Annotated in this window: 22 protein-coding genes; 18 read left to right on the top strand and 4 right to left on the bottom strand. The window is 61.7% G+C overall.

Annotation, left to right across the window (positions count from 1 at the left end; genetic code table 11):
* Positions 1–326 precede the first annotated feature (326 nt).
* From M0D69_RS28575 to M0D69_RS28550, 6 genes are read left to right on the top strand one after another with little or no spacing between them, the layout of a single operon-like run.
* Positions 327–1,346: a MoxR family ATPase gene (locus tag M0D69_RS28575; protein WP_301785216.1), complete on the top strand. Its 1,020-nt coding sequence runs from the start codon at positions 327–329 to the stop codon at positions 1,344–1,346.
* 13 nt (positions 1,347–1,359) lie between these two features.
* Positions 1,360–2,232, top strand: coding sequence for a DUF58 domain-containing protein (locus M0D69_RS28570; protein ID WP_301785215.1), 873 nt, complete (start codon positions 1,360–1,362; stop codon positions 2,230–2,232).
* Complete coding sequence (locus M0D69_RS28565) at positions 2,229–3,107, top strand: calcium incorporation protein MxaA (protein ID WP_301785214.1); 879 nt, start codon at positions 2,229–2,231, stop codon at positions 3,105–3,107. Before M0D69_RS28570 ends, M0D69_RS28565 begins: the two co-directional genes overlap by 4 nt.
* Positions 3,104–4,084, top strand: coding sequence for a vWA domain-containing protein (locus M0D69_RS28560; protein WP_301785213.1), 981 nt, complete (start codon positions 3,104–3,106; stop codon positions 4,082–4,084). Before M0D69_RS28565 ends, M0D69_RS28560 begins: the two co-directional genes overlap by 4 nt.
* Positions 4,081–4,647, top strand: a complete 567-nt coding sequence (locus M0D69_RS28555) for a tetratricopeptide repeat protein (RefSeq protein ID WP_301785212.1) — start codon at positions 4,081–4,083, stop codon at positions 4,645–4,647. The genes M0D69_RS28560 and M0D69_RS28555 overlap by 4 nt, the downstream gene beginning before the upstream one ends.
* A gap of 14 nt (positions 4,648–4,661) precedes the next feature.
* On the top strand, positions 4,662–5,627 hold the full coding sequence (locus M0D69_RS28550) for an MxaL protein (protein WP_301785221.1): 966 nt from the start codon (positions 4,662–4,664) through the stop codon (positions 5,625–5,627).
* Positions 5,628–5,648: 21 nt separating this feature from the next.
* On the opposite strand, the gene M0D69_RS28545 is transcribed toward M0D69_RS28550, so the two are convergent.
* On the bottom strand, positions 5,649–6,554 hold the full coding sequence (locus M0D69_RS28545) for a LysR family transcriptional regulator (RefSeq protein ID WP_301785211.1): 906 nt from the start codon (positions 6,552–6,554) through the stop codon (positions 5,649–5,651).
* A 155-nt stretch (positions 6,555–6,709) separates the two neighbouring features.
* Here M0D69_RS28545 and M0D69_RS28540 point away from each other — a divergent pair, with 155 nt between their 5' ends.
* From M0D69_RS28540 to M0D69_RS28530, 3 genes are read left to right on the top strand one after another with little or no spacing between them, the layout of a single operon-like run.
* Positions 6,710–8,125: a M20 family metallopeptidase gene (locus M0D69_RS28540; protein ID WP_301785210.1), complete on the top strand. Its 1,416-nt coding sequence runs from the start codon at positions 6,710–6,712 to the stop codon at positions 8,123–8,125.
* On the top strand, positions 8,122–9,408 hold the full coding sequence (locus M0D69_RS28535) for an MFS transporter (RefSeq protein ID WP_301785209.1): 1,287 nt from the start codon (positions 8,122–8,124) through the stop codon (positions 9,406–9,408). The genes M0D69_RS28540 and M0D69_RS28535 overlap by 4 nt, the downstream gene beginning before the upstream one ends.
* A gap of 32 nt (positions 9,409–9,440) precedes the next feature.
* The gene (locus M0D69_RS28530) at positions 9,441–10,496 is read left to right on the top strand and encodes a serine hydrolase (protein ID WP_301785220.1); all 1,056 of its coding nucleotides are present in this window, start codon (positions 9,441–9,443) and stop codon (positions 10,494–10,496) included.
* A gap of 53 nt (positions 10,497–10,549) precedes the next feature.
* Here M0D69_RS28530 and M0D69_RS28525 read toward each other — a convergent pair whose 3' ends face one another.
* Entirely contained in the window at positions 10,550–11,440 is an 891-nt protein-coding gene (locus tag M0D69_RS28525; RefSeq protein WP_301785208.1) for a LysR substrate-binding domain-containing protein, read from the bottom strand.
* A gap of 173 nt (positions 11,441–11,613) precedes the next feature.
* Here M0D69_RS28525 and argH point away from each other — a divergent pair, with 173 nt between their 5' ends.
* From argH to M0D69_RS28480, 9 genes are all read left to right on the top strand, one after another.
* The gene (argH, locus tag M0D69_RS28520; RefSeq protein WP_301785207.1) at positions 11,614–13,041 is read left to right on the top strand and encodes an argininosuccinate lyase; all 1,428 of its coding nucleotides are present in this window, start codon (positions 11,614–11,616) and stop codon (positions 13,039–13,041) included.
* Between the two features lie 14 nt (positions 13,042–13,055).
* On the top strand, positions 13,056–13,910 hold the full coding sequence (locus M0D69_RS28515) for an amino acid ABC transporter permease (RefSeq protein WP_301785219.1): 855 nt from the start codon (positions 13,056–13,058) through the stop codon (positions 13,908–13,910).
* Between the two features lie 29 nt (positions 13,911–13,939).
* Positions 13,940–14,704, top strand: coding sequence for an amino acid ABC transporter ATP-binding protein (locus tag M0D69_RS28510; RefSeq protein WP_301785206.1), 765 nt, complete (start codon positions 13,940–13,942; stop codon positions 14,702–14,704).
* Between the two features lie 63 nt (positions 14,705–14,767).
* Positions 14,768–15,607, top strand: coding sequence for an ABC transporter substrate-binding protein (locus M0D69_RS28505; protein ID WP_301785205.1), 840 nt, complete (start codon positions 14,768–14,770; stop codon positions 15,605–15,607).
* Entirely contained in the window at positions 15,594–16,475 is an 882-nt protein-coding gene (locus M0D69_RS28500; RefSeq protein WP_301785204.1) for a polysaccharide deacetylase, read from the top strand. The genes M0D69_RS28505 and M0D69_RS28500 overlap by 14 nt, the downstream gene beginning before the upstream one ends.
* Positions 16,472–17,374 carry a polysaccharide deacetylase gene (locus M0D69_RS28495; protein ID WP_301785203.1) on the top strand — a complete coding sequence of 301 codons (903 nt, stop codon included), beginning with the start codon at positions 16,472–16,474 and terminating at the stop codon, positions 17,372–17,374. The genes M0D69_RS28500 and M0D69_RS28495 overlap by 4 nt, the downstream gene beginning before the upstream one ends.
* Positions 17,371–18,768 (top strand): MmgE/PrpD family protein, encoded by a 1,398-nt coding sequence (locus M0D69_RS28490; RefSeq protein WP_301785202.1) that lies wholly within the window; start codon positions 17,371–17,373, stop codon positions 18,766–18,768. Before M0D69_RS28495 ends, M0D69_RS28490 begins: the two co-directional genes overlap by 4 nt.
* Positions 18,769–18,846: 78 nt before the next feature.
* Positions 18,847–19,704, top strand: coding sequence for an ABC transporter substrate-binding protein (locus M0D69_RS28485; RefSeq protein WP_301785201.1), 858 nt, complete (start codon positions 18,847–18,849; stop codon positions 19,702–19,704).
* Between the two features lie 90 nt (positions 19,705–19,794).
* Positions 19,795–20,490 carry a YafY family protein gene (locus tag M0D69_RS28480; protein ID WP_301785200.1) on the top strand — a complete coding sequence of 232 codons (696 nt, stop codon included), beginning with the start codon at positions 19,795–19,797 and terminating at the stop codon, positions 20,488–20,490.
* Between the two features lie 59 nt (positions 20,491–20,549).
* Here the strand turns inward: M0D69_RS28480 and M0D69_RS28475 are convergent, their stop codons facing one another.
* Positions 20,550–20,912, bottom strand: a complete 363-nt coding sequence (locus M0D69_RS28475; RefSeq protein WP_301785199.1) for a type II toxin-antitoxin system PemK/MazF family toxin — start codon at positions 20,910–20,912, stop codon at positions 20,550–20,552.
* Positions 20,912–21,166 carry an AbrB/MazE/SpoVT family DNA-binding domain-containing protein gene (locus M0D69_RS28470; protein WP_301785198.1) on the bottom strand — a complete coding sequence of 85 codons (255 nt, stop codon included), beginning with the start codon at positions 21,164–21,166 and terminating at the stop codon, positions 20,912–20,914. The genes M0D69_RS28475 and M0D69_RS28470 overlap by 1 nt, the downstream gene beginning before the upstream one ends.
* Between the last annotated feature and the right edge of the window lie 21 nt (positions 21,167–21,187).

Genomic DNA, 21,187 nt, shown 5'->3' with positions numbered 1-21,187 from the left:
GCCACGCACAGTGGCTAATAGTGATAAATAGAATAACTAACATATAACGACCGCAGGCCTGAGCAGCAGCAACCCGGCATCCCCCCCGACCGCTAACCCCAAAACCCCTCCAACCAGAACCCCGAGTGCGAACGAAAAACCATCAATGGTTGCAGGCACAACGTGTCTCACCAACCGTGACAGTGTGTTCCTCAATCGCGTCCTGAACCAGCCTCCGGCGCGCTCCCTCCGCGCCGCCTCCCGCTCGGTACGACTTATGCGTTCAGTCGTACCGGTGCCGCATGCTGCGGCGCAGTGCGTCGATCAGCCTTGTGGAGAGCAAGCCAATGGCTTTGGAAGAGCAGCTTCAGGACTGGCGCGAGAACGCAGCACGCGTGGAGCAGAGCGTCGCCGCGGCTGTCATAGGCCAGCGTGAAACCATCCGCCTCATCAACGTGGCGCTGTTCGCCCGCGGTCACGTGCTTCTGGAAGGCGGGGTCGGGGTAGGTAAAACGACGGTGCTGCGTGCGTTCTCTCGCGCCATAGGCGGAGACTTCGGGCGCGTGGAAGGCACCATCGACATGATGCCGGGCGACCTGATCTATCACACCTATGTAGACGCCGAGGGCAAGCCGCGCATTGATCCCGGACCATTGCTGCGCCACGGCGAACGCCTGGCCACATTCTTCTTCAACGAGATCAACCGGGCGCGCCCACAGGTTCAATCGTTGCTGCTTCGCGCAATGGCCGAACGTTCGGTCTCCGCATTCGATTGTGAGTACCATTTCCCGCACATGATCGTGTTCGCCGATCGCAACAAGGTCGAACGCGAAGAGACGTTCGAGTTGGCCTCCGCGGCGCGTGACCGTTTCCTCTTCGAACTGAATATGCCCACGCCGTCCGAACCAGATGTCCGGCGCGCGCTCGTCTTCGATCCTGTCTTCCACGACGTCGACACGCTGCTCGAACAGGTGACGCCCGGTGTCGTGCGTTGGGAGCAACTGAACGCCATCGGTGCAACCATCCAGCGGAGCGTGAGCGCCAGCGCGACCATCGAGCGCTACGTGCTGGACATCTGGCAAGCGACAGAAAATCCGCAGCAATTCGACATCGCCCTAGAAGGGGTGGACATTCAGCGGCTCATCCTCGTGGGCGCCAGTCCGCGCGGCATGAGCGCGCTGTTGCGCGCGGCTCGGGTGGTGGCGTGGCTCGCCGGCCGCTCGCATCTGATACCCGAGGACATTCACGCAGTGCTGTTGCCAGCGCTCGGCCATCGGGTGTTCTTCACGCCGATCTATGAACTGCGGCGGCAGGGCCTTGCCGAAGCGCTGATCGGGCAGATCATGGCGAAGGTCGCAGTGCCTTGAAGCAATGAACGCCATGAACGTAACGAATGTCATGCCCGAGTTTCACTATCGACTGCCGATGCGCGCCGGCGGTTCGCGGCCCGGTTCGCATCCCGGTTCGAGCTTCGGTGCGGGTCAGGCGTTCGCCATGCACGCACGGCTCTTCGATCATCCCGATCCGCGCCGCGTCGACTTGCGTGCGAGCTTGCGCGCCATCCCCGCCGAGTGGCTAGTGCGGGTTCATCTGCAACGCGTCGCGGTGCCAGTGTATGTGGTGATCGATGTCTCGGCGTCGATGTACTTCGGGCTGCTCAAATCGAAGCTGCATGTTGCCGCCGATTTCGTGACCGCGCTCGGATACAGCGCGTTCCGTGCGGGCGATCAGGTGGGTATGGTCGCGTTCGATAACACCGAGCGTGAAGAACTTTATTCACCGGCACGTTATGGCCAGGGTGTCGGTGACGTGATGGCCGGCCTGTTGCGCGACTGCACTCAGACACCGGGCGTGGCGGGCGGTATCGGCGGGCTGGAACAGGCGGTGGCGAAGCTGGCAGGGCGGCAGGGGCTGATCTTCATCGTGTCGGATTTTCACTGGCCGCTCACGCGGCTGCCTTCAATACTCGATACATTGACGCATGCTTACGTCATACCGATGGTCGTGTGGGATCAAGCCGAAATCGAGCCACCTGCGCAAGGCTTGCTGCTATCCGTCGACGATGCGGAAACTGGCGGACGCCGGACCTTATGGCTGCGCGGTAAAACGCGTCAGGACTGGCGCGACGCTGTCGCCCGGAGGCGCTCGGAGATCAAGTCTCTATTCGATAAACGCGGTTTGCGGCCGTTTTACGTGCAGGGCGCATTCGACGCTGAAGCACTGTCGCGGTATTTTCTGGAAGCAGTCGTATGAGGCTGCTCCTTAGTCAACGAAGCTTGTTGGTCGTCATGGGCCTCATGCTCGCATCAGCAGTTAGCGCAGCGCCCGCAACAGTCGAGCAACCGCGAGCGTTCGGTCATGTGCTGGGCGATGTGCTGACACAACGCATCCTGATTCAACCCGGCAGCCCTGACGCCGACATTATCGCCATGCCTTCCACAGGGAGGATCGGCGTCTGGTTCGAGCGCCGAAATCCCCGGATCGAAACCGATGCAGACGGCCGGCGATGGATAGCTATCGACTACCAGATCACCAACGCACCGCAAACGCTGACCACCGTCGCGTTGCCGGCGCTGACTCTGACCTCGCAATCCGGCGCCTTGCTGCAAGTGCCTGAATGGCCCGTGAGCGTGGGACCTCTGACGCCGCAGACTGCGTTCACCACCGGTGACCTGCAGGCGCTGCGACCAGATCGGCAGGCAAGGGGGGCGGCCATCGCGCCGCTTCGCCGGGAGATGACGTGGGCAGTCGGCTTGCTCGCGCTGACCTTGCTCGCGTGGTTGAGCTGGTGGCTATGGCGCAACCGGCGCGAAGCCGCGCAATTGCCGTTCGCTCGCGCATGGCGCGAAATGCGGCGCTCAACGACTCCTGACACCAATCACAACGAGCACGCATGGCTCAGCCTGCATCATGCGCTGAACGAGACGGCAGGACAGGTGGTGCATACCGGTTCGCTGCCCGCCTTGTTTGCAAAAGCCCCTCATTTGCAGCCGCTACGGCCACAACTCGAACGCTTCTACCAGCAGTCGGGCGAGCACTTTTTCGCAGCCGCTTCATCCGATGCACCTTTCCCATTGCTCGACCTATGCCGCGATCTTTATCGCGCGGAAAGGCGTTGGCAGCGATGACTTCGCCCATCGATTTCGCCCAGCCCTGGGCACTCGTTCTACTGCCGCTCGCGCTGCTACCCCTGTTGCGCCGGCGCGGCGATACGCTGAGTTTTTCCCACGTGGCGTGGCTGCCGGCCGATCGCGCTGGACGGGTGATTGGTGTTCTATGGCGCGCTTGCGCGGTGCTGACGATTATTGCAATTGTCATCGGCCTAGCAGGTCCGGGACGCTCGAATCTGCAAGTGCTGCGCACGGGCACGGGCGCGGAAATCCTCATCCTGATGGACCGCAGTTCGAGCATGGACGACACCATGGGGCGTCAGCCTATCGACACCAGAGGCATGTCGAAGAACGAGGTGGCGCGCCACTCGCTGACGCGTTTCGTCGATGAACGTCCCAACGACCGGCTCGCATTCATGATGTTCGGCATCAGCCCGGTGCCGGTCGTGCGCTTCACGGCTAATCACGAGATCATCCAGGAGGCGATTGCCGGAACAGGCATTGGCCGCGGCATGCCGGACACGCAACTCGACCGGGGATTGCGTGCGGGGATCGGCCAGTTCGACGGGCGTCGTTATGAAGCACGCCGGGCAATCGTGTTCGTGTCCGACGGTGGGGCGCGGCTGGACGCACAGGCTCGCCGGGATATCGAGGATGGACTCGCGCGCAATCAGATCGACCTCTACTTCATCTATCTGCGCAGCGGGGTCTATAGTCCGGACCTCCGGGCGATAGCCGCCAATGACACTTCCGAGGAAGCTGAACTGCAGCGGTTTTTCGTCACGCTGAAGTCGCCGTATCACCTGTATCAAGCCGGCGATGCCGACGCGATGGCTGAGGCCATGGCCGACATCAATCGCCGGCAAAAATCCGAGGTGTCGTTCGTGGAGCAGTTGCCGCGTCAGGATCGGAGCGCCTGGTGCTACGCCGCGGCGCTGGTGTCCTGCGTCTTGCTTTTGGCGCTGCACACCATTCAAGTCAGGAGTTGGGCATGAGGCGCGCTTCGACTCACCTGACATTCGGCGTGATCGCGCTCTGCTGCGCGGCTGTTGCGGCCTATGACGGGCTAAAACTGAAGCACGCTCACGACGTAGTACAAGCCGTTGCCGTAACGCTTGCCGACACGGGCAACATCGTCAGGACGCGGGGCGGTAGCGGCGATGCTTCCGATCCTCCCGAAGTGCGGCTGGCACGCGCGATGGTGTTATCGAAAACGGGCGCTTATGCGGACGCGCAAAAGCTCTACGACGGCCTGATACAAGACGCGGGGAACAGCGACCTGACGCATGCCGCGCTGTTCGATCTCGGCAACATGTATGTCCATCAGGCGACCGGCGGCAGCAGCTCCGGTCCCGTCAGGTCGCTGCCCTTGCTCGAACAGGCGAAGCAGCGTTACCGCCAGCTGCTGCGTGTCTCACCCGGTGACTGGGATGCCCGCTACAACCTCGAACGCGCCTTGTGGCTTGCGCCGGAAGCGTCCGAAGGCGCGGATGAGCCTGACGTCAAGGAGCAGCACGACGTCAAGTTGCGCGGCGCCGAAGCCGAGGATTTGCCGTGAAGATATCCGCCCTCATGCGAGGCTGGTTCGACCGGCGGCAGTGGCCGATCGCGGCCGCGCTGCTATTGCTGATCGCCGCGCTGGCGATGCCGCCCGTGGCGCTGCAACGTGATACCGCGAGTTACATCGTCACGTTCGACATCACGCAGAGCATGGATACGGAGGACGTTGGTCCGGGCAACGCACCAACGAGCCGGCTGGAGTTTGCCCGGGCGATGATGCGCGAGGCAATGGGCCAGTTGCCGTGTGGCTCAAAGGTCGGATGGAGTGTGTTCACGGGTCAGCGCACCTTACTGCTGATGATGCCAGCTGAAGTGTGCGGCAACTTCGATGCGCTGCTTTCATCGCTTAATGAAATCGATGGGCGCATGCGCTGGACCAACTGGAGCCGCATAGCCGAAGGCGGAATCTATTCGGCGGTGCGCACGGCGCATGACGTCGGGCGGGATACAGCAGTGCTGTTTATCACCGACGGGCAGGAAGCGCCGCCTGTGTTGCCCTCGAACGACCGGGTGCGCGAGATCGCGGAAGGCAAGGTACACGGCTGGCTCATCGGCGTGGGAGGCGATCAGCCCGTCAATATCCCGAAGACCAATGCGAACGGCAACCGGATCGGATTCTGGCGTGCCGACGAGGTGATACAGGTGCCGACCGTACCGGGCAAGCCGACCACGGTAGAAAGCCATGAAGAGCTGTCCCAACTGCGGGGGCAATATCTGGCTTCGGTTGCTGAACGGATCGGTTTTGGGTATAGAAGGCTGTTGACTCCGGCGTCCTTGACAAGTGCCATGCGAGACCCGCGATTGACTCATCGCGAACGGGTAGCAACGGATATGAAATGGTGCCCCGCGCTGCTTGCATTGTTGCTGCTGACGTGGCGCTTTTTCCCGGGCCTGCGTAGAGCGCGGCGCTCATTGGCCGCCAAACCGGGGCCGTCGATCATCGGTCGCATCTCACCATCGAACATTCATTCTGGATGACTATGTAAAAACAGGCGCATATCAATCGATGCACGAAGGATCGTGAATAGCCGCTATCAGCAGTTCGAGGAACGCGCTCACGGCTTTGGGCAAGGTACGTCCCGCCATCGTCTGGACCTGCAATGTCCGCTGATGCAATTCGGGGTTGCTGATAGGAACCGCTGCCAGTTTGTCCGGCTTGAGGCGGCTGCGAACCGTCAGGTAACCAACCAGCGTGACCGCCTTCGTTTGCTGAACAAAAGTCTGCAGCGCACTGCCATAGTTGCTCACGAACACAGGCTCGAAGGTCAGGCCTTCGAGACTGCAGGAGATATCGAATAATTGTCTGACGGTTACGCCCTCGCCGAAGATCGCGAGCGGCCACGGCGTCAGGTCGGAAAGCGACACGGACGGCCGCTTCGCGAGCGGGTGGTCTTGTGCGACCAGCGCAAAAATCGGCGCACGCTGCGCGTAATGCACGTTGACGTCTTTCTCCGGCGCGACGCTGAAGCACACGGCAATGTCGGCGGTGCCGTCGCGCACTCGCTGCGTTGCCTCGGCCGGCGCCCCAACATCCAGTTGAAAATGCGCCGCCGGCCAGGTCTTCAGGAAGTGCACGAAAACCTGCGGCAGGAAATCCCGTGCGACGCCTTCGGAACTCGACACGCGGATCGTGGCCCGCCGGTCCGTCGTCAGGCCGCGAATCTCCTCGGTCACGCGATCCTGCTCCATCAGGCTGCGATGTGCGTGCGCCGCCAGCAGACGTCCCGCTTCGCTCAGCACCATGCCTCGCGGCCGCCGCTCGAAAAGCGGCACGCCCATCTCGTCCTCCAGCTTTGCGATTTGCCGGCTCAATGCCGATACGGCGACGAACAGCCGCTCGGACGCTTTGCTCAGCGAGCCGCTTCGGGCAACTTCCAGAAAATAACGCAGCGCGGTGGTTTGCATGACACATGCCTCATGGGAGCTTTGCTTTTTCGGCAACGGAAACTGCCAAATATTGTCATTGTCCATAAATATCGGCGGTATCAAGATCGCGTCATCGATTTTCCAGACCAGAAGACCCAGCGCCTGCCGGCGTGCTTCATCGGAGACAACAAGAAGTGACACGCGAGTCTGCTATTCAAGCTGCGGCCGATCTGTACGATTCCGGCGTTTTTCTCGAAGACCTTCGTCGCCGTGTCGCGATGCGCACAGAAAGCCAGGAGCCGGAAAGCGGCCCGATGCTGAGGGCGTATCTCAACGACGAGATAGTCCCCGTTCTGACTGAACTCGGTTTTACGTTCCGGCTGGTCGACAATCCCGTGCCGGGCGCGGGGCCGTTCCTGATTGCTCATCGTAAGGAAAGCGATGACGTCCCCACGGTTTTGACCTATGGGCACGGAGACGTCGTGCGCGGTTACGACGCGCAGTGGCGCGATGATTTGTCGCCATGGCAAGTTACCGTCGCCGGCGATCACTGGTACGGACGCGGCACCGCCGACAACAAAGGTCAGCACAGCATCAACCTGGCCGCGCTGAAAGCCGTGCTCGACACACGCGGCGGGCGGCTCGGCTTCAACCTGAAGCTGTTGGTTGAAACCGGCGAGGAGGTGGGTTCGCCCGGTCTGCATGCCGTATGCGAGGCGCTGCGCGACGAACTGAGCGCCGATGTCCTGATCGCCTCCGATGGCCCGCGTCTTGGCGCAGCACACCCGACCGTCTTTCTCGGTTCGCGCGGCGTCGTGAACTTCAAGCTCGATGTAAACCTGCGCGAGGGCGGCCATCATTCGGGCAACTGGGGCGGCTTGTTGCGCAATCCTGGCGTGGTGCTGGCGAGCGCAATTGCATCGATGGTCGATGCCAGCGGGCGCATCCTCGTTGAAGGCCTGCGGCCACCGGAAGTGCCGCAAGCGGTGCGGCGCGCGCTGGACGGCATTACCGTGGGCGGCAATCCGGGCGAACCGGAAGTCGACACCGATTACGGCGAACCCGGCCTGACACCGGCTGAACGCGTGTTCGGTTGGAACAACCTGGAGGTGCTGGCGTTCCGCACCGGCAACCCCGAGAAGCCGGTCAATGCAATACCGCCGCACGCGTTCGCCTATATGCAGATCCGCTTCGTGGTCGGAACGGACTGGAAAAACCTCGAACGGATCGTGCGCCGTCATCTGGATGAACGAGGCTTCGGGATGGTTCGCGTCGAGCTGGATCGGGGCTCGCCGGCCACGCGCGTGGACCCCGGCAATGCCTGGGTTCAATGGGCCGTGCGCTCGGTTAAACAGACGACTGGCCGCGCGCCTGTCCTCTTGCCGAATCTCGGCGGCACGCTGCCCAACGATGTCTTCGCGGACATCCTCGGCGTGCCCACGTTATGGGTGCCGCATTCCTACCCCGGCTGTTCGCAGCACGCGCCCAATGAGCATTTGCTCGGAACTGTCGTGCGCGAGGGCTTGCGGATCATGGCCGGGTTGTTTTGGGATCTGGGCGAATACAACGAACACGACGATCACGCCATCACACGGAGGGCTGCGCGATGAGCACGGATTCCGCCACCACCCTCATTCCCGAAGCAAGGCGGCATGCCAGCATCTACAAGCTGATCGTCGCGACATCGATCGGCAATGCGCTCGAATTCTACGATCTCGTTGTCTATGGCTATTTCGCGTCGACGTTATCGAAACTGTTCTTCCCGACCACCGATAAAACGGTGTCGCTGCTGCTGACGCTCGGCACCTTCGCGCTCTCGTATCTCGCGCGTCCGGTGGGTGCATTCGTGCTGGGGTCATACAGCGACCGCAGGGGGCGCAAGGCATCGCTGACACTATCCATAGCCATGATGACGCTCGGGACCGGCATGGTCGCGCTGATGCCGAGCTACGCGGCGATTGGCGTGCTCGCGCCTATCGGCATCTTCGCGTCGCGGTTGTTGCAGGGGTTCTCGGCAGGCGGCGAGTTCGGCAGTTCGACGGCTTTCCTGACCGAGCATGCGCCCGCCCGCAGCGGGTTCATGGCGAGCTGGCAGTTCGCGAGCCAGGGAGCGAGCGTGCTGGTGGCGTCGGCGTTCGGCGCGGTGCTGACCAGCACGCTCACGCCGGCGCAACTCGAAGGCTGGGGCTGGCGTATTCCGTTCCTGTTCGGCCTGCTGATCGGCCCGGTGGGGTTGTACATACGCCGTCACGTCGATGAAACGCCGGAGTTCGAGCGCACGGAACGGTCCGCTTCGCCCATCCGCGAAGTGCTGGCTACGCAGAAGGAACGGCTGCTGGTGTCCATCGGATCGCTCGTGCTGACGACGACCGCGAACTACATGCTGCTCTACATGCCGACGTATGCATCGAGGCAGCTTGGGCTTGCGCCTTCCTACGGGTTCATCGCGACGCTGGCGGCAGGTTTTATCGTCATGGTGCTGACGCCGATGGTTGGCCACTGGTCCGACAAAGTGGGCCGGACGCGCATCATGCTCGGTGCGGGTTCGCTCTTCTTCGTGACCATCTATCCGGCATTCATGTTCATGAATGCGCATCCCTCGCTGCTGACGCTGCTGGCTGCCGTCATCTGGGTCGCGATACTCAAGGCCATCTATTTCGCGCCCATTCCCGCGCTGATGTCGGACCTGTTTCCGGTCCGTACGCGTACCACCGGCATGGCGGTCGGCTACAACCTCGGCACCACGATCTTCGGCGGTTTCACGCCGCTTGCGGTGGCTTCGCTGATCGCGGTCACCGGCAATAACCTTGCGCCCGGCTTCTATCTGATGCTCGCGGCCATCATCAGTCTCTTCACGCTGCTGTGGGCGCGCACGCGCCTCAAAGTGCATTAAACCGCTGGATGAATTCTCTGGATATGACCGATATGAAGGATTTGCAGCAAGCCATACAGTTCGCGATAGATCACGAATCACTCTGGGACCGTAATGTCGATGGCGCGTGGGGTGTGCATGTGAATGACCCGCCACCCTGGAACCGCCTGCTGGGTCCCGTGCACGATCGTGGTCCGGTGTCCGGTGCGATCTCCGTTGACGGCCGGATGCTCACGTCGTGGGGCGAACCGGATCGCGCGGACCTGACCTTCAGCGTTGCCAAGACCTACCTCGCTCTGCTGGCGGGCGTGGCGTTTGACCGTGGCCTGCTGCCCGATGTGAACGAACCGGTGCATAAACGGGTACCGGGCATCGGTTTCGACGATGAACACAATGCGCGCGTCACCTGGGCGCATCTGCTTCAGCAGACAAGTGAATGGAGCGGTGAGTGTTTTGGGCTATCGGACCAGGCCGATCATTTTCGCGCCGTGACGTTCGGTCGTGCACCCGATGGAAAGAAGGGCGATCTGCGGCGCGTGCAGGCACCCGGCACGTACTGGGAATATAACGATGTCCGCATCAACCAGTTTTCGCTGGCGCTGCTGCATCTGTTCGGACGGCCGTTACCGGAGGTGTTTCGCGAGGCGATCATGCAGCCGCTCGGCGCCAGTGAAAATTGGCAATGGGTCGGGTATGACAACGCGTGGGTCGATATCAACGGGCAGCGCATGCAGTCGGTACCGGGCGGAACGCATTGGGGCGGCGGGCTGTCGATCAGCGCAAACGATCAGCTTAAGGTGGCTAGTCTCTTCGTCAACGACGGGAAAGCAGACGGGCATCAGATCATCTCGAGGGCGTGGCTTGCGCGTATGCGAACACCTTGTGCCCTTGCACCGTATTACGGTTATCTCGTGTGGCTCAATCACGAGGGCCGCGTGTTTCCGAGCGTGCCGGCGTCCAGCTATTTCGCGGTCGGCGCGGGCAGTTCGTTCACGTGGATCGAACCTGAGCGGAAGATGGCAGTGGTGGTCCGATGGTTGAATTCCGCTCACGCCGATGAATTTTTCGGGCTGGTGCTGAAGGCGGTCGACGGGTTTCTGGGGCGCTGAGAAGCGGCTGGTGCGGCTGAGCTGTTTCGGCTTGCCTCACCCGCTATCGTGACTTAACCCGTCGCGATTCCCTGCAGCCACGCAAGCAGCGGCTTCAGTTTCTCGCGATACTCATTGCGCGGGGGATGCACCAAGTAGTATCCCGAGCCCGTTTCGAGCACCCGTTCGAACGGCGCCACGAGCGCGCCGCTCGTCAGGTTCTCCTCCACCAGATTCAAGTCCCCCAGCGCCACGCCATGACCTCGCACCGCCGCACCGAACGCGAGGTCGAGCGTGTCGAATACCTGTTCGCGATACGTATGCGACGCCAGTTCATCGCTTTCCTGCTGAAGCCATAACATCCAGCCGCGCCGGCCGAAGCTGGAATGCAGCAGCGTGTGATGTTTCAGATCGGCGGGTTCGACCAGCGGATGCGCGCCACGCGCTGTCTGCGGCGAACACACGGGCGTCAGTCGCTCGCGCATCAGGCAGGTCGCCTCAAGTCCTTCCCAGCGGCCGGTGCCGAACAGGATCGCCGCGTCGAGCGTACCTTCGCCGAAATTGGTCGGCAGGAACCACGCGGTGTCGATGTTCAGCTGCGTCCCGGGCACGTCTGCATAGAAATCGGGAAGGCGCGGCAGCAACCAGCGTGCGGCCAGCGTCGGCGTAACCCGCAGCGTGATGGTCTGGCCGCCCGTGCTGATGATGTGCATCGACCGGCGCGCGGTTGCGAGCAACTCTTCTACGATCGGCACGAGCCGCTGGCACTCCGCCGTGGGCACCACCATCCGCGTGTGCCGCACGAATAACGCGCAGCCGAAATACTCCTCGATCTGCTGGATATGCCGGCTCACCGCGCTCTGGCTGAGGAACAACTGCTGTGATGCCGCCGTGAAATTGCCGCAGCGAGCCACGACCAGCAGCGACTGCAGCACGTTGAACGGCGGATAGCGTTCGATTTTCATTTATGCAAGTTGTGCATGGTAACCATGAGATTTTACCGTTTGTCGCTTAAAAATTGGCGTTCATAAAATCGCCTTGAAAGTTAAGGTTTTTTGCCTGCTCGACAGCGCAAGAGACCTTTGGCGAGCACTGCGCCAAGCGATCGACAACCCATCCACTTCCAGGGAGTTTTTGCATGACCCAACATTCAGACCGGCTGTGGGGTGGACGCTTCAAGACGGGGCCTTCCGCCGCATTGACCGCGCTGTCGCGCTCGGACCCGAGCTTTTTCCGGCTTGCGCCCTACGACCTCGCGGGCTCTCGCGCCCATGCGCAGGAGCTGCGGCGCGCGGAAATCCTGACAGCGGACGAACTGCAGCAACTGCTCAGCGAGATGGACCGGCTGGAAGCGCAGTTCCTGGCAGGCGAAGTGGGTCCGACGCTCGACGATGAAGATGTACATACGTTCCTCGAGCGCGAACTGACGCAACGCCTGGGCGCGACCGGCGGCAAATTGCGCGCCGGCCGTTCGCGCAACGATCAGGCAGCGAACGACCTGCGCCTCTTTCTGCGCGACAAAGCGCGCACGCTGACGCAAGCGGTCATCGATTTGCAGAATGCATTAATCGAACAAGCTAACGCGCACGTCCGCAGTGTGACCGCGGGTTTTACGCATTTGCAGCCGGCGCAGCCGATCGTGTTCGCGCATCACTTGCTGGCGCACGCGCAGTCGATCTATCGCGACATCGATCGTTTGGTGGACTGGGATCGTCGCAGCGCGCGTTCACCGCTGGGCGCGGCGGCGCTCGCGGGATCGGCGATATGCCGGCGGCCGGAGTTGTCGGCGGCGGAACTCGGTTATGACGGTCCGTGTGAGAACTCCATCGATGCCGTTGCTTCGCGCGACCATGTCGCCGAGTTCGTGTTCGTGACGAGCATGCTGTCGGTGAACCTGTCGCGGCTCTCGGAGGAAGTCATTCTCTGGACCTCGCGCCAGTTCGGCTGGGTTGTGCTCGACGATGGTTATGCGACCGGCAGCTCGATCATGCCGCAGAAGAAAAACTCGGATATCGCAGAGCTGACGCGCGGCAAGGCGGGGCGCTTGATCGGCAACCTGAGCGGCTTGCTCGCCACGCTGAAGTCTTTGCCTTTGGCTTATAACCGCGATCTCGCGGAAGACAAGATCGCCGCGTTCGATAGCATCGATACCCTCGAACTCGTGCTGCCCGCCATGGCCGGTATGATCCGCACGATGCGCGTGAACGTGGACGAAATGCGTCGTCAGGCACCGCTCGGCTTTACGCTTGCCACCGAAGTCGCCGATTGGCTGGCGCTGCGCGGCGTGCCGTTCAGCGAAGCGCACGAGATCACGGGCGCCTTGGTGCAAGCCTGCGAGGAGCAGGGCATCGAACTCACCGACGTATCCGTCGCGACGCTGGCCAAGGTCGACGCGCGGCTTGAACCCGCCGTGCTCGACCACGTGACGCTCGACGCCGCCGTGGCGGCACGCAGCGGTTTCGGCGGCACTGCGCCGGCGCGTGTGGCCGAGCAGGTCACGCGTCTGCGGACGGCCCTCGATCAGCAACTGGCGTGGGCCACTTCATACGGCGGACCGACATGCTGAGCGTTTCAAAAGAGATGACATCGGGCGATGCAATCGATGTCGACTCGACGCAACTGGAATACGTGCGTCGGCGGCATTGGGGACGATATATTGCGTCAGCCGTGATTCTCGCGATGATTGTTTATATCGGGCTCGCGTTTGCGCATGGGCAGATCGAATGGACTTATGTGGCTCGCTTCCTGACGGCCAAGTCGATCCTTACCGGCCTCGTCAATACCATCGTGATGACCGTGCTTGCAATGGCGCTAGGCGTCGCGCTGGGCGTCATCACCGCGATCATGCGGCTCTCGATCAATCCGGTGCTGCAGACGGTCGCGCAAGCCTACGTGTGGCTGTTTCGCGGCACGCCGGTGATCCTGCAACTGCTGCTGTGGTTCAACCTCGCGCTTGTGTTTCCGTCGATAGGCGTCCCCGGCCTCTTCGAGTTCCGCACTGTCGACATCATGACGCCGTTCCTTGCGGCGCTGCTCGGGCTTGGCATCAATCAAGGGGCGTACACATCGGAAGTGGTGCGGGCAGGTCTGCTCTCCGTCGATACGGGCCAGTACGAAGCGGCCAAGTCCATCGGCATGCCGAGGCTGCAGGCGCTGCGCCGCGTGATCCTTCCTCAGGCCATGCGCGTGATCGTGCCGCCTATCGGCAATGAACTGGTAGGCATGGTCAAGCTGACCTCGCTCGCGAGCGTGATCCAGTATGCGGAGATGTTGCACAACGCGGAGAACATCTACTACGCCAACGCTCGCGTGATTGAACTGCTGATGGTCGCGGGCATCTGGTATCTCGCGGTGGTGACGGTGCTGTCGTTCATGCAGTCGCGCGTGGAGCGGTTTTACGCACGCGGCGCAGGTCGTGCATCGGGCCGGCAATGAACCTGGTGACTCAAAAGGAAACGCTCTACATGAGCTCAATCGTTCGTGCCGTCGACGTACGCAAGTCCTACGGCGATTTCAAGGCGCTGCAAGGCATCACGCTCGATGTGCCCAAAGGCGAAGTGCTGTGCGTGATCGGACCGTCGGGTTCAGGCAAGAGCACCTTCCTGCGCTGCATCAACCAGCTCGAAGAGATCAACGACGGCGCATTGTGGGTCAACGGCGAACGAGTGGGTTACAGGCGCGTGGGCAACAAGCTGTATGCGCTGTCGGAGAAGCAGGCGGCGCGTCAGCGGCTGGCGACCGGCATGGTGTTCCAGCGCTTCAACCTGTTCCCGCACAAGACCGCGCTGGAGAATGTGATCGAAGGGCCGGTGCAGGTGCTCAGGCGACGTCGTTCGGAGGCTGTCGAAGAAGCGCGTACGTTGCTGGAACGCGTTGGCTTAGGTCACAAGTGCGATGCGTTCCCGGTGGAGTTGTCGGGCGGTCAACAGCAGCGTGTCGCGATTGCACGCGCATTGGCCATGCATCCGCAACTGATGCTCTTCGATGAACCCACCTCCGCGCTAGACCCTGAACTGGTTGGCGAAGTGCTCGCCGTCATGCGCGATCTCGCCAAGACCGGCATGACGATGATCGTCGTCACGCACGAACTCGGGTTCGCACGAGAAGTGGCTAATCGCATCGTGTTCATGGATCAGGGGCAAGTGGTGGAGAGCGGCACACCGGAACAGGTGCTGTCGAATCCGCAGCATCGGCGCACGCAGGACTTCATATCCGCGGTGCTGTCGTGATTTTTTATTCGAGGTCCCAGCACGACTGGAACCCGGTCTGACTTTTATTTTTAGCGAGTTTCCATGAACGTTTCTCCTCACCTGACGCGGCTTGCCGCACTCGTCACCGGCGCGATGGTGTTGACCATGCCGCTGGCGCACGCCGAGACCGCACCGTCGATCGGCAAGACGACGCTGGTAGCAGCCATTGTGCCGAACTATCCGCCGTTCGAATATAAGGACCCGGCCACTGACAAGCTGATGGGTTTCGATGTCGATCTCGGCGAAGCGATTGCCGCGAAGCTTGGCGTCAAGTTGCAGTGGGAAGAGACCGGCTTCGACCAGATGATGAGCGCACTGACTACGCATCGTGTCGACGTGATTCTGTCGGGCATGACTGACCTGCCTTCACGGCGCGAGGCGGTGAACTTTCTCGACTACGTTACGGGTGGCCCGCAGTTTTACACCGTCAAGGCGCGCGCCGGTGAGTTCGCCAGCATGGACGCGCTGTGCGGCAAGACGGTGGGCGCGAGCCGCCGCACGTCGTGGCCCGACGACATCACGACCTGGAGCAATGAGTATTGCGTGAAGGCGGGCAAGAAGCCGATCAACGTAAGCGGCACCAACGGCTCGTCGGATGCCCGCGTGCAGTTGCGCCAGGGCCGTATCGACGCTGCGGTGCAGGGCGGTGAAACACTGCCGTATCAGAACTCGGTGGAGCAGAACGCGTATGTGCCCATCGGCAAGCCGTTCCTGTCGCAGTACAACGGCATCGGCATGGCGAAGGGCAATGCTGCGTTGAACGCAGGGCTGACGACCGCGCTCAACCAGCTTATCGCCGATGGCACATATCAGAAGATCCTCGTTAAGTGGGGACTGCAGGAACACGCGGTTCAAAAGGCGCAGATCGATGCCAGCAACTGATATGAATCCGGATGTACCGCGCTGGCCTGAGGGCAATCGCTCGTGCGTCGCGCTGGCCTTCGACCTCGACGGCCCGACCGGCGACGCAATGCTCGACGGCTCGATCTGGAACAACCCCTCGTACTTCACGCTCGGCAGCTACGGCCCGTGGCGCGCGCTAGGGCGCCTGCTCGACATGCTCGCCGACCGCAAGGTCCCGGCAACGTTCTTCGTGCCGGCGTGGGTCGTCGAAAACTGGCCGAAGCAGTGCGCGGCGATCGTCGAAGGTGGTCATGAGATCGGTTACCACGGGTATCGGCACGAAGCGTTCTGGACGCTTGATCGCGATGCACAACGCACCGTGATGGAGCGTTCAGCGGAAATCTTCGATAAATATCTCGGCATCCGCCCGGTCGGTTTTCGTACGCCATCAGGCGACTGGGGACCGGACACAATCCGCGTATTGATGGAAGCGGGCGTGCGTTATTCGAGTTCCATGCGCGGCGACGACCGTCCATATCTGCTGCACGCACAAGGCATCGCCGAGCCGATGGTCGAGATCCCCGGCCGTTGGGAAATGGACGATTACGCGTCGCTTGCGTACCACCGCAATCCGAATTTTCCGGCGAGCCTTGATCGCATCGCGAGCTACGACACGACGCTCGATAACTGGCGGCGCGAGTTCGACGGTTCACATCGCGATGGACTCTGTCTGACCACGCTGTTTCATCCGAAGGTGTCGGGCAAGCCAGGCAGGATCGCGCTGCTTGAAAGCCTGATCGATCACATGCACGCGCAGGGCGGCGTGTGGTTTGCCACGTGCCGTGACGTCGCGCAATGGTGGCTCGACAACCATGCTTCACCGACTCCGCAGGAAGCTCGCAGATGAACTCTTTACGCTGGCCGAAAAACGCGCGATGCGCGGTTGTTGTCACAGTCGACTTCAACGACGAACACGGCATCCTCACGCAGGAACCTCGCATTGCGGGGCGCGAGAAATCGCTTTCCGTATGGCGCTATGGTGCGAAGCGCGGCGTAGATCGCGTGCTCGATGCACTGGAAGAATTCGATGTGCGTTCCAGCTGGTTCGTGCCGGGCCGGGTCGCTGAGACGCACGCGGAACTTGTGAAACGGATCGATGCGCAAAAGCATGAGATCGGCAACAGCGGGTATCGATGCGAGGACTTCGATACGCTAACGCTCGATGCGCAGAAGGATGCGTTCAGAACCGGACGAGCGGCGCTGGAACAGGTGCTCGGACGACGCGCGCAAGGCTTCCGCTCTTTCACCGGAAACTGGGCGCCCGGCTTCGCGGATTTCCTGCGGGACGAAGGTGTGACGTGGTCGTCATCGTGGCGCGGCGACGACCTGCCGTACTTCCATCTACCGGATACGGGCGCCGTGCGCACAATGCCGCCGCTCGTCGAACTGCCGTTGCACTACGAACTGGAAGACGAACCTTACTTCGCTTATAACCTCTCGCCGGCAGTTCCAGTCGGGCAGCCGCGCATCCCTTCGTATCGCGAAGTGCTGGCGAACTGGAAGCATGATTTTGCGGCGTTTCACCGCTTCGGATTGTGTTTTGTGCTGAGGCTGCATCCGGAGATTATCGGCACGGCGGGGCGTATCGATGTACTGCGCGAATTGCTCGCCGACATGCGTACGCGCGACGATATCTGGTTTGCAACCGGCGCCGAGATGGCTGCGTGGTGGCAGCAGAACGTCGATGGCAACGAGCCCGGCCATCCGGTGGAAGTGTATGCACGGCATCGGCAGGAGGCGCAATGAACGCGCGCGATTTGACGTTATCGGAGCGACTGGCCGGGTTCGTGGCTAACACTTCCTGCGATGCGATTCCTGCCGCAGTCGTGCATAGAGCGAAGCGCCATATCCTCGATACACTCGGTGCAGCTTTGGCCGGCGCGACCGCGCTGGAATCGCGCAGCGCACGCGCGGTCATGAGTGCGGGCAGTCACGGCAACGTACTGGCATGGGGCACGGAGCAGACCTTCGGCGCACGCGATGCGGCCTTCGTGAACGGCGTTGCGGCACATGCACTTGAACTCGACGACTCAGGCGGCTGCGATCATTCCGGAGCTGTGGTTCTTCCCGCGGCATTCGCCGCGCTCGCCCGCACGGAGCGGCCGGTGTCGGGCCGCGAGTTCCTGGCGGCAGTCGTATTGGGTTACGACGTCGGCCGTCGTGTGCTGGAAGCGTGCGGCGGTTATTCGCCTCACAACGGTCGCGGCTGGCATTCGACCATGACTTGCGGTGTGTTCGGCGCAGCGGCTGCCAGCGCGCGATTGCTTGGACTCGACGCAGCACATACGGCTGCAGCGCTCGGCCACGCGGGAAGTTTCAGCGGCGGGTTGTGGGGTTTTATCCACGATGCGTCGCAGACCAAACGCATGCATACGGGTCGCGCGGCGGAAGGCGGATTGCTCGCAGCGCTGCTTGCCCAACAAGACGTTAGCGGTCCGACGCAAGTGTTCGAAAACGTATGGGGCGGCTTCTTCAATGCGTTCGCGCCGGACACGCAGCAACCGGAAGCGTTGCTCGCGGACCTGGGCGTGACATGGAAGATCATGCGGTGCTCGATCAAGCCGCACGCATCGTGCCGCAGCACGCACGCAGCCGTGGATGCGACGCTGCAGCTTCGCGGCCGTCAGCCGGACCTCGATCTCGACAAGCTACTCGGCGTCCACGTCAGGCTGAGCGCATTCGTGAACAACATGTGCGGCGGGCGCGACCTGGACAAGCTCGCTTCTGCACAGATGAGCATGCCGCACGCGATCGCCGCGGTACTCGTGCATGGTCATGCGGGTATCGGCGCTTATCTCGAGACCCAGCGGCAAGATCCACGCATCGCAGCCGTGATGGAGCGCGTCACGCTCGAAGTCGACCCCGCGATGTCCGATCTGGACGAGCCCGTCATCACGCTTTCAATGGCCGATTCCGAGCCCTGCTCGCAACAAGTCCTGGTGCCGCTCGGCGATCCGCGCAATCCGGTATCGGATGCAGACCTTGCCGCCAAATATCGCGTGCTGGCCGGCATGACGATCGCCGAAGCGCCGATGAACGCGCTTGAAACCGCTGTGCTGGATCTGGACAATCTCGCCGACGTGCGCACGCTGATGCCCTGGCTCAGCGGCGATGCCGATGCGAAGCCCGTGCTGCGTTAACCGACATTCGCCAACATTCGCCAACATTCCTTGCTTTGAAAATTCCATGGCTTCGACCTTTATAAGGGTGTGTGTTCAATGAACAAGCTAAAATCGCTGAGTGCCGTGTCCGGTCTGATGGCAATCTGCCTGTCGACATTTCTTGTAGCGAGCGGCGCTCAGGCGCAAGCGCTGCCTGACGCCATCGCCAAGTCAAAGGTGATCAAGGTTGCGGTCAACTCGATCTATCCGCCGATGGAATACAAGGACCCGGAAAGCGGCGATCTGGTCGGCTTCGATATCGATCTCGGCAACGCGATTGCGAAGGAACTGGGCGTGAAACTGGACTGGCAGGAGTCGGCGTTCGAGCAGTTGCTGCCGTCGCTGACGACAGGCCGCGTCGACATGATCCTGAGCGGAATGAGCGATCTCCCCACACGTCGCGATACCGCCGATTTTATTGACTACCTGAATTCGGGCGCGCAGTTTTATATCCTCGCGTCGCGCGCGAACGAGATCAAGCAGGCGACGGATCTCTGCGGCAAGTCGGTCGGCACGAGCCGCAGCACATCGTTCCCGGCCGATACGGCTGCGTGGAGCGCGAAGAACTGCGAGGCGGCAGGCAAGCCGGCCATTACGGTGTCCGGGACCGAGGATACATCCGCGGCACGCATGCAACTGAAGCAGGCGCGGATTGCGGCGGGCGTGCAGGGCAGCGAGACGCTGCCGTACGCAATGAAGCTCGAACCAAATACCTACAAGCCGATTGGCGAGCCGTTCGCGACATCGCCTGAAGGCATGGCGTTCGCGAAGTCGAACCCGAAGTTGCGCGACGCCGTGCTCGGTGCGATGAATAAGCTGGTCGCGAATGGCACGTATGGCGCGATCGCCGCCAAGTGGAATTTGCAATCGAGCGCGGTCAGGCAGGTGACGCTGAACGGAGCGGCGGCGCGGTAAGTGATTTGTCGCTTCGGGCATCGATGCGCTGTAATTTGCCGGGTGAAGTTCGTGATACGGTAGCCCTGTCAGTTCCACTCAGGAGCCCAGGTGTCCAGAACCACTCGTCTTCTAACCTTGCTGGAGATGCTTCGCTCGCGGCGCGTGCCGGTCACGGCTTACGAGCTCGCGTCGGAGCTGGGCGTGTCCGAGCGCACGCTCTACAGGGACATCGCAACGCTGATCGATCAGGGCGCGCCGATTCACGGCGAGGCGGGAATAGGGTATGTGCTCAAGCCGGGACTATTCCTGCCGCCATTGATGTTGAGCGAAGATGAGATCGACGCTGTGGTCCTGGGCCTGCGTTACGTCGACCAGCGCGGCGACGATGTTTTGCGCAAGGCCGCCGCTCAGGCCTTAGCCAAGATCGATGCCGTACTGAATGCATCGGGCAAGGATGCAATGCGCGCCCCGACCGTGTCGTCCGGTCCTCCGGTGCAGGAATTTCCTGTCAATGCCGTGCCGCTCACCAGCCTGCGAGCTGCCATTCGCGGCCAGTGCAAACTGCGGATTGCTTATCTGGATGCTCAAGGCGAGCCGTCGGATCGTGTGGTCTGGCCGGTCGTTCTGGGCTTTCTCGACAACGTCCGGATTCTTGGCGCGTGGTGTGAAAAACGCCAGGATTTCCGCAGCTTTCGTACGGACAGGATTGCTGCCGCCGATGAGACGGGTGAGCGTTATCCGGGAGTGCGTTCAGTGTTGATCAGCCGGTATCGGGCACATCTTGCGAAGTCGACGCCGTGGTAGCAGTGGGGGGTGACCCTTGTATCGTCGCGTTGATCCGGTTGATGAACGATGGTTGTTCGTCAGGCGCAGATTGTGATGATCTGATTCAGTTGTTCGCAGGCTGCTGAAAATACGTCATCAGAGACATGCTTCCAGGGGTGAGCTTTGGCTCCTCGCGCACGCCAGTCGAATGACCTTGGCTGGTGGGCTAATACGTAGCTTGCCACATTCTTCGGACCTTGAAACTTGATTGCGAAAGGGTTGGTTTCGTTGAATGCCGCCGTCGTCATGGGCAAGCCGATTACGATACCCGTTCGTTCGTTGAACGCCTTTGGGGAAAGCACCAGCATAGGATGGAAATCCTTCATCTCACGACCGAGCTGCGGGTTGCAGTCAATCCATATGATGTCGCGCCGGTCGGGTAGCCATGAGGCGCGCACCATCAAAACACCTCCGCGCCAATGAGGTGGGTTTCCATTGCCTCGCCGCCGTGTTTCGCTGGATCGAATTGCTCCAGTTTTTCCGCCAACGTCAGCTTGCGCCGCCCGACCGGTTTGACAGATACGCCGACTTCTTCAGTCGTCACTTCAACTTCCTGTCCCACCTCGAAGTGGGCCGAACGAGCGACGGCAGCGGGGATGCGCACGGCAAGGCTGTTGCCCCACTGCTGGATCGTGAGTGTCGCGGACTTTGGCATGATTTGAACCTCGTATATGTA

This window comes from Caballeronia sp. SEWSISQ10-4 2 (genome assembly GCF_030464885.1).
Classification (GTDB): Bacteria; Pseudomonadota; Gammaproteobacteria; order Burkholderiales; family Burkholderiaceae; genus Caballeronia.
Note: the sequence above shows the minus strand (reverse complement) of the source record. Positions and strands in the feature narration are given on the sequence as shown.